Consider the following 12,020-nt stretch of genomic DNA (forward strand, 5'->3'; position numbering starts at 1 on the left):
TACGAGCGAGCCAGCTGCGGGACCCGTCGGCTACGCTCGCGACATGGGCATCACCCGCACGATCGCGCGGCGGCTGCTCGGCACCGCACTCACGTTCGCCGGTATCGGTCACCTGACGTTCGCGCGCGAATCGTTCGTGGCGCAGGTGCCACAATGGCTCCCACTCCCGGTCGACTTCGTGGTCGTTGCATCCGGAATTGTCGAAATCGTGTTGGGCCTGTCGTTGATCCTGCTGGCGCGGCATCGCGTGCTGATCGGATGGATCGTCGCGGCTTTCTTCGTCGCTGTCTTCCCCGGCAACATCGAGCAGTTCGTCCGCGGCACGGACGCCTTCGGGCTCAACAGCGACGTGGCTCGAGGCATCCGTCTGCTCTTCCAGCCCCTCCTCGTGGTGTGGGCGCTCTGGTCGACCGGGGCGTGGCGAGCTTGGCGGGCGCGCCGTGTCCGCACCACCCCGAGCTGACACGCTGACAGAATCGGCTCATGCCGAGCTGGCTCATCTTCACCATCGTCATCGTCGTCTTCGCTCTCGCCGCGGCCTGGATCGTCCGTCGACTGCTCGACGTCGAGGTCGGATGGTTGCGCACGTTCATCACGTCCCTCGTGGTTTTCCTCCTTGCGTCCCCGGTCGCCATCTGGACGCTGAACGAGGCGGATGTCTACGCCGACGGACGATTCATCGCTTCCGCAGGAGTGGCGATCGCATTCGTCGCGCTCACCGTCGGATGGATGTTCGCCGCGGTCGTCATCGCCGTGCTGACCCTCGAGTTCCTCTGGCCCTCGCACCGCATGCGCAATCCGATCAGCGTGGTGCGCGATGCCATCCGTCGCCGCGACCGGGCGCGGCGCTACGCGCAGATCGTGGCGATCGGCTCCCGCAACGGGCTCACGTTCTACGAAAGCCGTCGTCGTGGCGACGGCGAGCTTCCCACCGCGCTGGTGTCGGCGATGAACGAGGCCGGTGTGACGTTCGTCAAGCTCGGCCAGGTGCTCTCCTCTCGTGAGGATGTCCTCCCACCCGCGCTCATCGACGCCCTCTCGACCCTCCAGATGGACTCGTCGCCGATCCCGTGGGCTGAGGCGCAGGCGGCGATCATCGAGGAGCTGGGCGTGCCGATCGAGCAGGTGTTCGCCGAGATCGATCCGGAACCGCTCGCCGCGGCATCCGTCGCCCAGGTCCATGCTGCGCGTCTGATCAGCGGCGAAGAGGTCGTCGTCAAGATCCAGCGGCCGCGAGCGCGAGCGCAGGTGACGACGGACCTCGACATCCTCGATCGGTTGGCGTCGGATGCCGAGGCTCGCACCGACTGGGCCAAGGATTACGGGCTGCACCCGCTGGTCACCGAGTTCGCTCGTGGGCTGCGCGAAGAGCTCGACTACCGCACCGAGGTCGCGAACGGCGAGATGCTCCGCGCGGCGATCGCGGGTAACCCCCGTTCGCATCTGCGGATCCCCCAGATGTTCCGCGACCACTGCACCGACCGGATGATCGTGCAAGAGCGTGTGGGCGGCACCCCGTTCAGCCGACTTCAGCCCGGCGAGCTGCCTCACGACCTGGCCGTCGAGATCGCGGATGACCTCGTCGATGCCGTCGTCGATCAGATCGTCGTACGCGGGATCTTCCACGCCGACCTGCACCCTGGCAACCTCATCTTGGACGAGGACCGCGACGCCGACGGTTCGAGCACGATCACCCTCATCGACTTCGGGTCGGTGGGCATCGTCGAGAGCAGCATGCGGCGTCTGCTGGTGCCGTTGCTCATCGGCATGGCGAACGAAGACGATGTCGCGGTGACGGATGCCGCCCTGCTGATGTGCGGGCGACCATCCGGTGATTTCGACACCGTGGCTCTGCAGCGCGATATCGGGGTGATCCTCACTCGTCTGCATAATGCCCTTTCCAACGACAATGCGCGCGCCGACGAGAATATCTTCCGTCTTCTGCTCGACGTGCTGAGACGCAACCGGATGGCTCTGCCGCCATCCCTTCTTCTCGTCTTCCGCACGCTCGCCTCACTCGAGAGCACCTTGCGCAAGCTCGTTCCGGACTACGACATGGTCGGTAGAGCGCTGCACATTGCGCCGCGGTTGGCTCAGTCGCTCCTCTCCCCGACGAAAGCACTGCTGAGCGCACAGACGTGGTCGTCTTTGCTCATCGAGCAATCCCGCCGGCTGCCGCGCCGCATCGAGAACCTCACCCAGTCCCTGGACGACGGCACTCTGTCGGTGCGACTTCGCACGTTCGAAACGCCCGACGAGCGTTCCTGGATCGATGGTCTGCTCGGGCGGGTGACGATGACTCTCATCGGCATCGCCCTCGTGATCTCGGGCATCATCCTGAGTGTCGACGACGGCGGGCCCATGCTGACCGGCGACGTTCCGGCATTCGCCTTCCTCGGCAGCATCATGGCCCTCGGCGGACTGTTGTTGTTGCTCCGGAGCCTGCGCACGGCGCTCAAGCGTCGACGGTGATCGCGCACCTGCAACCGATTGTTGCCGGACGAACAGCAACGCGAGAGACTCGGTCAGCGCTCGGAGGCGAACAGTTGGGCAACAAGCGTGTCGGCAAGCCAACGCTCGAATCGTTCCGCCGACCACCCGGAGTCCATGACGAGTTCACCGTAGACCCCAGCCGCCGCGTAGGCACGGAAGATCGCCTGCGCGTCGGCGAGCGACATCGATAGATCCTTCTCGACCGAGGCAATCAGCGCGTCCATGACACGGTTGCGACCGCGCAGCTTCGCGCGAAGAACCTCGCGCGTCTCCGCATCCTCATCTATGGCGGAATCCAATATGCGCACCACGTCGAAGTCCGTCGCATAGAGGGTGGTCAACCAGCGGGCGGCGCCGCGCAGCCGCTGGAGGGGGTCCGGGTCGGCGAGGATCTCTCGGGCGAGGGATCGGGCACCTGCACGCTCGAGCCAGATTTCGCAAATCAGATTCAGAATCTCGCGCTTGGCGCCGAAGGCGGCATACACAGTCCTGTTGCCCACGCCGGCGCTGTGTGCGATCGCGCTCATGCTCGTCGCCGCGTAGCCGTCCCGTGCGAACAGTCGTTGGGCAGCCTCGGCGATGCGCACCCGTGTCGATTCCGCTTGCGACTGCCGGTACGACAGCGCGGGGGTCTTGACGCTCGAGTCCACGAGGTCCAGACTAACCACTGCGTTAACTGCACACTAACTGCACTCACTGCACTACCAATGCATCTGACGAGAGGATCGTTCATGAGTGATGAGAGGGCCAGCTCGCCGGCGGTGCGCGTTCTCGAGCGAATGTTGCACGAGGGGTTTGCCGGTGGCAACCAGGACATCGTCGACGAGTTGTGCGCGCCAGAGATGATCGAGCATCAGTTCGGGCTCGCCGGCACAGGCGACGAGGCGATTGCGAAAATCAAGCAGGGCATCGCCGATGTGCACCGCGGCATGCCTGATCTGACTTTCACGATCGAGGACTGGGCCGAACAAGACGACATCGTCTGGATCCGCGCCGAGGGAGCCGCAACGAATACGGGACCGTTCTTCGGTCCGCCTACCGGAAAGTCGGTGCACTTCACCGTTATCGACGTTGCCCGAGTACGGGACGGGCGCATCGTCGAGCATTGGGGCGTACCCGACCGGTTCGCGATCCTGATGCGTCTCGGTCGGCTGACCGTGCCGTGATCGCCCTCGGGGACGCATGGGGTCCTGTCGCCAGCTCCCCCTCTCGGGTAGATTCCGGTCAGCGCGATCACGATCGACCTCGAAAGGTCCCGGATGCCTGACACCACCTGCCACGTCTCGATCTCACTCGACGGCTTCATTGCGGGTCCCGAGCAGAGTCTCGAGAACCCGCTCGGGATTGGCGGGCTACGTCTGCACGGTTGGCACATCGGCGACCCGCGCGCCAACGACGCCGACGCCACTGCGAGCGCGTGGCTCGGGCGGCCGCGCCGCGCGTACGTCATGGGCCGCAATATGTTCGGGCCGATTCGCGGTGAATGGGACGAGGAGTGGCGCGGATGGTGGGGGGCGGAGCCGCCGTACCACGCACCGGTTTTCGTGCTCACACATCACCCGCGAGAGTCGATCGAGATGGAGGGCGGGACGACCTTCCACTTCGTCACGGACGGCTTCGACGCCGCCTACGCTCGTGCTCGCGAGATTGCGGGCGACGAAGGAATTCACATAGCCGGCGGTGCATCCACCGTCCGGCAGGCGCTCGCGGCCGGTGTTGTCGACGAGCTCACGCTCGATATCGCCCCCGTGCTGCTCGGCTCCGGCGAGCGTATCTTCGACGGCCCGGAGGAGTTCCCGTTCGAGCCCGTAGATGTCTTGCACTCGCCCCTCGCGACACACGTTCGTTACGTGCGCGTGGGCTGATTCAGCTCGTCAGGCACCGAAGCCGGTCAACGTCCCGCGGGCGTCGAACCGCGCGCTGGGAGCCCACGCGATCTCCCACCGATTTCCCTCGGGGTCTGCGATGTATCCGGATCGACCGCCCACTCCCGCGACGCCGGAACCGCGATCGGGGCAGCGCCGGCCTCGATCGCCGCAGCGTACGCGGTATCGACGCCACCAGTGGCGCCGTCCCGTTTGGGTTGCATAGCGCGCGTCTTGCGTCCAGACAAGACCCCCGACGAAGAATCTGGCGGCGCGTATAAATGCACGTATGAAGGTGATCAGCTACGCCGGGGGCGACTACTTGACGGGCGATGACATCGCCATTGCATTGCTGGAGCTGAGCCGGGGTCTCGCGAATGCGGAGGCATCGCAGACGGTCGAGATTCCGATCCTCCAAAACGACGGGTCCCGAGGAACCGCGACATTCTTGGTCGGTCCCGCGAGCCAGATCGTCGCCGTAGACACGCAAAGCGAGTTTGACGAGCTGATCGACGAAGACGCGGTCGCACATCTGAAGCAGGTCCAGACCGCTCTGAATTCGGTCGCGCGAACCCAGTCGGAACGCGAGCCGACGGGCTGGGCAGACGCCGACGACATCTAACCGAGGAGCGCGGAGCGCGAGCGGGCGTCGCGCGACGCATCCGCAACGGATTCCTGTTCGTGCTCGCCGCACGAGCGCGCCACCTCGTGCATGGCGTCGCGCAGAGTCTCGAAGCAACTCACGGGGCGACGCTCCCGCACCCAGACGACGTCAACACGGTGGTCACGATGCTCGACGTAGGCGATAACCCGTCGGGCATCATTGTCCGACAGGTCCGGATCCCGGGCGACCCAGGCGCCGTGACCGACCCACACGAGTTCGGGTGTGCGCACCTCGTCACCGGGGTGTTCCGCAAACATCTTCGCCTCCCTCGCCGCATCCGCCGCGTTGCGGATCCGACGCATCCACCGTGAACCACGTCAGCGGATTCGGCGCGGGGCTTGACGCCGGGCGAGGTAATGGCTAGTCGGGAGAGGACGCGGTGAACGGCTTGCCGGGCCAGTACGCCCATTCGACGAACCGTTCGACGCGGCCGTCTTCGGCGAAGTCGAGCTCCCACAGGTCCGCGTACTCCTGCTCGGGTTCCGAATAGAAAACGTTCACCCGGACGACCGCGTGAGACCCGTCGGCGGTGATGGATTCGACAGCCATGGTGAAGGGCCGAGGATCGTTCCACTCGGCGGCGATGGCGTCGTGACCGATCCGAGGTACCTCGTACGGCGAATCGAGGTACTGCGCTTGCTCGGTGAATAGACGCGCAACGGCCGCGCTGTTCTGCTCCCGCCAGGCGCGCTCGTACCGGTCCACCCAGCGGCGCACGCCTTTCGTATTCATCGGCCCATCCTTCGTCCGCTTTGTCCCGCGAGCGTAAGAGCGTCTCCCTGAGCGGTCAACCCCCTTCCGGGCACCCGATCACCGACCGACAGGCACCGGACGCCTCGAGTTCATTCGCGCTCGACGGGCAGCCACAACTCGCACGTTGCGGTGCTGAAGTCATCGGTGCGCTCGAGCACGGCGACGATCGACGGGCCGGGCCGCAGCCTCCAGGGATTGGAGGGGAACCAGTCGGTTGCGGTCGCCGCCCACGTCTCCTGCAGTACTTCGGGGTACGCGCCTGTCGTTCGGAACACCGCCCAAGCTCCGGCCGGAACGTCGATGGTGTCGAGATCCGAGGGCACAGCCGTGGCGTCCGTGACGGCGACGCCGTGCAGGTAGGTCAGGTCCGTCCCCTCCGTGTAGTCCGGATCGACGTCGGCGCTCACCTGGAGCAATCCCGCGGGTTCGGTGTCGCTCAGTGCCTTGAGTCGAGCGTGCGCCTCCGGCGGCAGCGAGGCGATGTGCGCCTGGATGTGCGAGTTGATGCCCTCGTGAATCAGCGGCACACGAGCGGAGTGGCCGATGAGGCGGAAGTTGGGCCGGTCGGCAATGCGAGTGTCCATCGTGGAGTTCCCTTCTACGGTCAGGCGGAACCTGAGTTGCGGTTGACTGCGCAGGGGGCCGCCATTGCGACGCGCGTCACCCGGACCCACACCGTGCACGGCACGGAACGCCCGGCCGAATGCCTCGTTCGACCCGTACCCGTAGCGCACCGCGATGCCCAACAGATCGCCGTCACCGAGCACGTCCGCTGCGGCCACCGACATGCGGCGACGCCGGACGTACTCCGACAGCGGCATGCCCGCCAACGACGAGAACATCCGTCGCAGGTGGTACTCCGTCGTGCCGAGGCGAGTGGCCAACGAGGCGACATCCATCTCGTCATCGAGGTGTTGCTCGATGTACTCGACGACGCGATTGAGAACGGCGATCATGGCTTCCCCCTTACGACGTCCAGCCTGCTCGCCCCGCGGCATCCGCACCCGATCGTTCGAGACCGATTGGGTCGGGTCTGACCAGCGTTCGCCTACTCAGGCTGAAGCGAGTGATCTTCAACGTCCGGACGCGCCCGCAGAACGTCGGCGGCTTCTTCCTCGGGGCGGGGTGGGATGTTCTCGTCTTCTTCGAGTTCGGGAACGGATGGCTCACCCGGCGCCGGGATGTGATGTGGTGCGTCATGCGGAGTGTTCTCGGGCACGCTGGTCCTTCCGTTTGCGGTCATCTCAGCGTATGTCGGCGGCTCGCCGTGGCCGAGGTGGCGGTGCGCTGGGGGACGAAGGCGACTGAGCCCCTCGCGATCCTGGTGCCGGACAGAACCTGCGCTCGACTCACTCCGGCTGGCGCGAGCGAGCTCCCGCGTCATCCGACGCCCGCAGAACGATACGAGCCGTGGCCGCAGGATCGAGCCTGTGCATGACTGATTCGGGTACGACCACCAGCTCCGCGTCATCCATCTCCTCGGCGAGACGATCAGCGGCGGTGATGAGAATCGGGAATGTCTGCGCACCGCGCAGGATCGTGACCGGCTGCGACACCGACAGCATCTCGGGCGTCGGGGTGGAGAGCTCCGCCGCGAGGCGCGCGTCGTAGACCGTTGACTGCGCGATCGCGACGAGTCCCGCGAACATCTCGCTCTGCCGGATCGACTCGACCCGCTCGCGTGGCAAACCCACGCCCTCGAGCTGGAAAGTCACGACGGCCTCGTCACTCTGTCCCGCATCGACGAGCCGCTGAAGACGGTCCGCGAGCGGGGGTTTGGGATCGCCGATGTCGAAGTGAAACGGGGGTTCGGAGAGGAAGAGCGCCCGGATCGAGGCCCCACGCGAGGCTGCGAACAGGGCGAGGATGGCCCCGGACGAGTGCCCGACGACGATCGCGTTGCCGCCGATGGCCTCGATCACCGCGGTGATGTCGTCCGCTTCGTCCGCGGGAGTCGACCCGCGTTTGTCGCCGCTCGAACCTCGCCCCCGCCGGTCGACCGTGACCGCCCGGAAGCCGACCCCGATGAGCGCCGCGGCGAGCGCTCCACCGTCGGCCGCCGTCGAGAACGCACCACCGACGATGACGACGGGCAGCCCCTCGCCGAACTGCTCGAAAGCGATGACCGTACCGTCGGCGGATGTTGTCGTCTCCATGCGGTCACTCAACCACGAACCGGTCGATATCGCACTGCGACCGCACCCGAGCGGAACTCGTAGCGGTCGACGAGCTCGAGTTGGATTCTCTCGCGCAGACCGGCGAGCAACGTCGGCCCGTGTCCGGCGAGGACGGGCTGCACGAGGAACAGATACTCGTCGATCAGCCCTTGATCGGCCAACGCCAGCGGTAGCGTCACGCCCCCCACGAACAGTCCCTCGCCGGGCTGCTGTTTGAGCCGCCCAACCGCTTCCACGAGATCACCCTGCAGGAGCTCGGCATTCCAGTCGACCCCACTCAGCGTGCTCGACACCACGTGCTTCTTCGCCCGGTCGATGGTTTCGGCGAACGGGACTTCCCACTCTTGCATCCAGTCGGGCCACCCGCCCGCGGTCGGCCGCCGCCACGCGGCCTCCATCATCTCGTAGGTCACCCGGCCGAAGAGGAGCGCATCCGCTCGTTCCATCTCCGCGACCCAGTACCGCATCGACTCCTCGTCGGGAGCAACCCCCGCCTCGTGGTGGACGCAGCCGTCGAGCGTGACGTTGATCGCGTAGCGCAGTGGTCTCATCTCGTTGCACTCCCTCGATACAAGCAAGCACGGCGCATCGCACCGGATGAACCCAACCTATTCCCGGTCGCCAGGAACGAACCCCGACCCCGCGTCCGCGGCGCGTCAGCCGGCGCGGGTGAAGACGCCGAGCCCGTTCGGCTCCTGGTGCTCACCCGGGAACTTGTTGAAGTACGTCAGGGTGACCCCGGCGATCTGACCGCCCTCGCGGACGAAGACCGCCGACGAGAGCGACCCGGGCAGCGCGTTCTCACCGGTCGGCACGAACGACAGGGTGTCGCCGTCCCAGGGATCGATCTCGAACGTGTAGCCACCCTCGGGCCCGAGCGCACCGGTGAGGGTGCCGTTGTCGTCCGTCACGATGAAGTTGCCGAAGTAGGGGCTCGTGTACGTCCCGACGTAGTCGGCGGCGGGCCCCGCGGCCGCAGCACCCGTGGGCGGGTTCTCGCCGACGAGGTCGCCCGCCGGGTCGGCGAAGCCTGCGAACCGCTCGGGCCACAGCTCGAGCCAGGGTCGCGTCTCTTCGCCGAACTCGACGAGGTCGACGAACTCCGAGGCGATCGCCTCGGGTACTCCCGACGGCGCTCCGTTCGTGAGCACCACGATCCCGATGTTCAGGTCGGGGATCATCGTGGCGTTCGTGGCGGTGCCCCACCCGAATGCGCCGGAGTGGTTGATGTTGACGCGGCCGGTCACCGTGGAGCCGACGTTCATACCGAAGGCGTAGTGCGAGGTGCGCGACGTCAGGTTCCGCGCGTCGCCCCCGGTGATCGAGTGAGCCGAATAGGTGTTCGCGAGCACCAGCGGGTCGATGAACTCGGCACCGTCGACCTCTCCATTGGCCAGCACCATATTCATCCACTTCGCGATGTCGCCGACAGTGGATGCGACACCGCCGGCAGGCGCCTCGGCATCAGCATCGCGGTCGAACAGCTGCTCGTACTGACCGTCGCCAGTGCGCGCGTGCATCGCTGCGCGGTCATCCGCGGCGAGGTATTCGTCGTGGAGAGTGGTGGTCGAGGTCATGCCGAGCGGCTCGAAGAGCAGTTCCTGCGCGGTCTCGGCCCACGTCTGACCGCGCGACGCCGCGACCGCCTCACCGCCCACGGTCAGCCCGAAGTTGGAGTATTGGTACGTGTCTCGGAACGATGCCAGAGGGATCTGATCCATGTGGGCCATGATGTAGTCGACATCGAAGCCGATGTCTTCGAGGTCGTCGCCGGCACCGGTCGGAATTCCGGTGCGGTGCGAGAAGTAGTCCGCGATCTTGCCATGCTCCGTCACATACGGATCGTTCAGGGCGAAGTCGGGCAGGTATTCGACGACAGGATCTTCCCACGACAGTTCGTCGTCTTCGGTGATCGCCTTGGCCACGATGCTCGACGACAGGGGCTTCGACAACGACGCGATCGGGAACACTGTGTCGACGTCCACGGGCTCGTTTGTCGTCATGTCCCGCACGCCGTATCCCTCTTCGAACACGACCTCGCCATTCGAGACGACGGCGACTGCGGCGCCGGGCACGCCCGTCTGCTCGAGCGCCTTCTCGATGAACGTGGGGAGCACATCGACGGCTGCGGACACCGCCGTGTCGCGATCCGTGTAGAGCTCGACGACGTCCTGGTTGGGTGCGTCGCCGAGGGCGACGGCCAGCGCGCTCCCTGACGACTTTTCGTCGTTCGAATCGAACGTGCACGCCGTGATTCCCAGCGCGAGTGATGCCACCGTCGAGACGGCGAAGGCGCGGATGACGCCCTTACGTGTGCTGCTGCTCATGCCGTTCATGTGGCTGCTCCCGTCGAGTGTGGTGGCGGACCCATGGCTCCCTACGTCCACTTACGAAGCCATGGGCCCCGATCCCCCTCTGTCAGTGTGGGTGGACGGAACCGGACAAGACAACCTCCGCTTGCGGCCACGACCGCAAGAGGACGTCCGGATGCGGTCATATGCGGCATGATGGTGTCCACCCGCGCTCCGGAGGTGGACTTGGACGACAAGACCCTGCTCGAACTCATCTATCGCAGTCGCCCCGGGACGGTGGCGGAACTCGCCTCCACCGCGCACGCGGACGAGACCGAAGCCGCCGAGGCCGTCGCGCGTATCGCACAGTCAGGTGCGATCTCCGTGCGCGGGCATTCCATCTCCTACCCGACGCCCGCGAAGTGGACGGCAGACGTCGTCGAACGCGAGGTGCGCGAGATGCGGCGGACGGCGGATGCGTCGGCCACGCGGATCGAGTCACTCCTTGCCGACCTTCCGGGCCTGTTGCGGCACTGGGCGGTGGGCGAGGCATCCGGTGACGTCGTTCCCGTCTTCGTACGGCACGGCCCGCGGGCGGCCGAAGACCTCTGGTACGACATCGCGCAGCAGAACAGCGACACTGCGTGGTCGGTGCTTCCCGATCTCGGGCGCTTCTTGCAGACCGATTCCGCGCGCGCCAGCCGCTTTGCCGAGGTGTTCGCTGGCAAACGATCGGTGCGCTCACTCGTCCCGCGTTCGATGGCCGATGACCCCCGCCTCGTGGCGATCGCCGAGCGCTACGCGGCGGTCGGCGTGGAGTTTCGCTTGCTCGATGACCTTCCCAGCTGGTTCTGGATCGATGGCGATGTACTCGCGTTGCCGATCGAGTGGGGCGAGGGGTGGCCGTCGAGCGTCGTCGGGGTGCGGAGCGCGTCTCTCGCCGAGCTGGGGCGCAGCCTTTTTCTCGAGCTCTGGCGCCGCGCCGAGCCGGTTGGAGGCTTGCAGGAGCCGTGGGCACCGCTTCTTTCGCTGATGAAGCAGGGCGTCACTCTCGACGCGGCGTCTCGCCGACTTGGTATCAATCCGCGCACGGGTCGACGACGCATCGCGGCGGCAATGGAGCAGTACGGCGTCTCGACACTATTCGCCTTAGGTGTCGCGTGGGCCGCGGACGGGGAGCCCACGGCGCGTTGAGCGACCGATCAAGATTCGAGAAGCGCTGGCGGATGGCACGTCCTAGCGTGATCATGGGCGCAGGGCTAGACCCGAGATCGAACAGGAGCAAGCATGGCTGAGAAGACTGCCGGGCTGTCGAACGATGAGCGAGAAGCCGTCAAACAGCGCGCTGCCGAACTGCGCGCGCAAGAGAAGGCGGGCAAGTCCCGCGCCGCAGGCGAGAAAGCGGTTCGCGAAGCCATCGCGGCGATGCCCGACGACGACCGGGTTCTCGCCGAGGGAATCGACCGCATCGTGTCCGATGTCGCCCCACACCTCATGCCGAAGACCTGGTACGGCTTTCCCGCGTATGCCGACGATGCGGGAAAGATCGTGGTGTTCTTCAAAGCCGCCTCGAAGTTCACCACACGCTACGCGACACTCGGGTTCGAAGAAGCGGCGCAGCTCGACGATGGTGACCTGTGGGTCACCTCGTTCGCCATCATCTCGCTGACGCCCGAGACGGAGCGGACGATCGCGCAGCACATCCGCAAGGCGGCGGGCCGCGAGTAGAAAACCACCAGCGAGGTTCCGATGTCGCCGCGCGACGCGCGGGTCGGCG

Annotated in this window: 15 protein-coding genes; 7 read left to right on the plus strand and 8 right to left on the minus strand. The window is 66.2% G+C overall.

Annotated features, from left to right (window positions below; genetic code table 11):
* Positions 1 to 43 precede the first annotated feature (43 nt).
* The gene (locus MIC448_RS01950; RefSeq protein WP_036295356.1) at positions 44 to 463 is read left to right on the plus strand and encodes a membrane protein; all 420 of its coding nucleotides are present in this window, start codon (positions 44 to 46) and stop codon (positions 461 to 463) included.
* Between the two features lie 20 nt (positions 464 to 483).
* Positions 484 to 2,472 (plus strand): AarF/ABC1/UbiB kinase family protein, encoded by a 1,989-nt coding sequence (locus MIC448_RS01955; RefSeq protein ID WP_036295294.1) that lies wholly within the window; start codon positions 484 to 486, stop codon positions 2,470 to 2,472.
* 53 nt (positions 2,473 to 2,525) lie between these two features.
* Here MIC448_RS01955 and MIC448_RS01960 read toward each other — a convergent pair whose 3' ends face one another.
* A complete protein-coding gene (locus MIC448_RS01960; RefSeq protein ID WP_243419856.1) occupies positions 2,526 to 3,080 on the minus strand; it encodes a TetR/AcrR family transcriptional regulator in 555 nt (184 codons plus the stop codon).
* 144 nt (positions 3,081 to 3,224) lie between these two features.
* Between MIC448_RS01960 and MIC448_RS01965 the strand changes: the two genes are divergently transcribed.
* The 3 genes from MIC448_RS01965 to MIC448_RS01975 all read left to right on the plus strand — a co-directional run bounded on the left by MIC448_RS01965 (position 3,225) and on the right by MIC448_RS01975 (position 4,980).
* Positions 3,225 to 3,659 (plus strand): ester cyclase, encoded by a 435-nt coding sequence (locus MIC448_RS01965; RefSeq protein WP_036295300.1) that lies wholly within the window; start codon positions 3,225 to 3,227, stop codon positions 3,657 to 3,659.
* A 93-nt stretch (positions 3,660 to 3,752) separates the two neighbouring features.
* Positions 3,753 to 4,358 (plus strand): dihydrofolate reductase family protein, encoded by a 606-nt coding sequence (locus tag MIC448_RS01970; protein ID WP_036295304.1) that lies wholly within the window; start codon positions 3,753 to 3,755, stop codon positions 4,356 to 4,358.
* 289 nt (positions 4,359 to 4,647) lie between these two features.
* Positions 4,648 to 4,980, plus strand: a complete 333-nt coding sequence (locus tag MIC448_RS01975) for a hypothetical protein (RefSeq protein WP_051512932.1) — start codon at positions 4,648 to 4,650, stop codon at positions 4,978 to 4,980.
* Here MIC448_RS01975 and MIC448_RS01980 read toward each other — a convergent pair.
* The 7 genes from MIC448_RS01980 to MIC448_RS02010 form a co-directional block, all read right to left on the minus strand.
* Entirely contained in the window at positions 4,977 to 5,324 is a 348-nt protein-coding gene (locus MIC448_RS01980; protein WP_036295307.1) for a hypothetical protein, read from the minus strand. The two genes, MIC448_RS01975 and MIC448_RS01980, sit on opposite strands and share 4 nt — an antisense overlap.
* 58 nt (positions 5,325 to 5,382) lie before the next feature.
* Entirely contained in the window at positions 5,383 to 5,754 is a 372-nt protein-coding gene (locus MIC448_RS01985; RefSeq protein ID WP_036295310.1) for a nuclear transport factor 2 family protein, read from the minus strand.
* A 110-nt stretch (positions 5,755 to 5,864) separates the two neighbouring features.
* Positions 5,865 to 6,731, minus strand: coding sequence for an AraC family transcriptional regulator (locus MIC448_RS01990; protein WP_036295313.1), 867 nt, complete (start codon positions 6,729 to 6,731; stop codon positions 5,865 to 5,867).
* A 92-nt stretch (positions 6,732 to 6,823) separates the two neighbouring features.
* Positions 6,824 to 6,994, minus strand: a complete 171-nt coding sequence (locus tag MIC448_RS01995; protein ID WP_157811246.1) for a hypothetical protein — start codon at positions 6,992 to 6,994, stop codon at positions 6,824 to 6,826.
* 130 nt (positions 6,995 to 7,124) lie between these two features.
* Positions 7,125 to 7,931 (minus strand): alpha/beta fold hydrolase, encoded by an 807-nt coding sequence (locus tag MIC448_RS02000; protein WP_051512933.1) that lies wholly within the window; start codon positions 7,929 to 7,931, stop codon positions 7,125 to 7,127.
* Between the two features lie 8 nt (positions 7,932 to 7,939).
* Positions 7,940 to 8,503, minus strand: a complete 564-nt coding sequence (locus MIC448_RS02005; protein WP_036295316.1) for a dihydrofolate reductase family protein — start codon at positions 8,501 to 8,503, stop codon at positions 7,940 to 7,942.
* Positions 8,504 to 8,608: 105 nt separating this feature from the next.
* Positions 8,609 to 10,279 (minus strand): serine hydrolase, encoded by a 1,671-nt coding sequence (locus tag MIC448_RS02010; protein ID WP_036295364.1) that lies wholly within the window; start codon positions 10,277 to 10,279, stop codon positions 8,609 to 8,611.
* Positions 10,280 to 10,456: 177 nt separating this feature from the next.
* Between MIC448_RS02010 and MIC448_RS02015 the strand changes: the two genes are divergently transcribed.
* Both MIC448_RS02015 and MIC448_RS02020 read left to right on the plus strand, forming a co-directional pair.
* A complete protein-coding gene (locus tag MIC448_RS02015; protein ID WP_036295319.1) occupies positions 10,457 to 11,437 on the plus strand; it encodes a hypothetical protein in 981 nt (326 codons plus the stop codon).
* 93 nt (positions 11,438 to 11,530) lie between these two features.
* On the plus strand, positions 11,531 to 11,971 hold the full coding sequence (locus MIC448_RS02020) for a hypothetical protein (protein ID WP_036295322.1): 441 nt from the start codon (positions 11,531 to 11,533) through the stop codon (positions 11,969 to 11,971).
* The last annotated feature ends 49 nt before the right edge of the window (positions 11,972 to 12,020 follow it).

Origin of the sequence: Microbacterium sp. C448, from assembly GCF_000582705.2 — a bacterium.
In the GTDB taxonomy this organism is placed as follows: domain Bacteria; phylum Actinomycetota; class Actinomycetes; order Actinomycetales; family Microbacteriaceae; genus Microbacterium; species Microbacterium lacus_A.

Bases quoted from the DNA above. Each gene is read 5' to 3' on its own strand.
- MIC448_RS01950 (WP_036295356.1), top strand. From the start codon at position 44: ATGGGCATCACCCGCACGATCGCGCGGCGGCTGCTCGGCACCGCACTC.
- MIC448_RS01955 (WP_036295294.1), top strand. From the start codon at position 484: ATGCCGAGCTGGCTCATCTTCACCATCGTCATCGTCGTCTTCGCTCTC.
- MIC448_RS01965 (WP_036295300.1), top strand. From the start codon at position 3,225: ATGAGTGATGAGAGGGCCAGCTCGCCGGCGGTGCGCGTTCTCGAGCGA.
- MIC448_RS01970 (WP_036295304.1), top strand. From the start codon at position 3,753: ATGCCTGACACCACCTGCCACGTCTCGATCTCACTCGACGGCTTCATT.
- MIC448_RS01975 (WP_051512932.1), top strand. From the start codon at position 4,648: ATGAAGGTGATCAGCTACGCCGGGGGCGACTACTTGACGGGCGATGAC.
- MIC448_RS01980 (WP_036295307.1), bottom strand. From the start codon at position 5,324: ATGCGTCGGATCCGCAACGCGGCGGATGCGGCGAGGGAGGCGAAGATG.
- MIC448_RS01985 (WP_036295310.1), bottom strand. From the start codon at position 5,754: ATGAATACGAAAGGCGTGCGCCGCTGGGTGGACCGGTACGAGCGCGCC.
- MIC448_RS01990 (WP_036295313.1), bottom strand. From the start codon at position 6,731: ATGATCGCCGTTCTCAATCGCGTCGTCGAGTACATCGAGCAACACCTC.
- MIC448_RS02000 (WP_051512933.1), bottom strand. From the start codon at position 7,931: ATGGAGACGACAACATCCGCCGACGGTACGGTCATCGCTTTCGAGCAG.
- MIC448_RS02005 (WP_036295316.1), bottom strand. From the start codon at position 8,503: ATGAGACCACTGCGCTACGCGATCAACGTCACGCTCGACGGCTGCGTC.
- MIC448_RS02010 (WP_036295364.1), bottom strand. From the start codon at position 10,279: ATGAGCAGCAGCACACGTAAGGGCGTCATCCGCGCCTTCGCCGTCTCG.
- MIC448_RS02015 (WP_036295319.1), top strand. From the start codon at position 10,457: ATGATGGTGTCCACCCGCGCTCCGGAGGTGGACTTGGACGACAAGACC.
- MIC448_RS02020 (WP_036295322.1), top strand. From the start codon at position 11,531: ATGGCTGAGAAGACTGCCGGGCTGTCGAACGATGAGCGAGAAGCCGTC.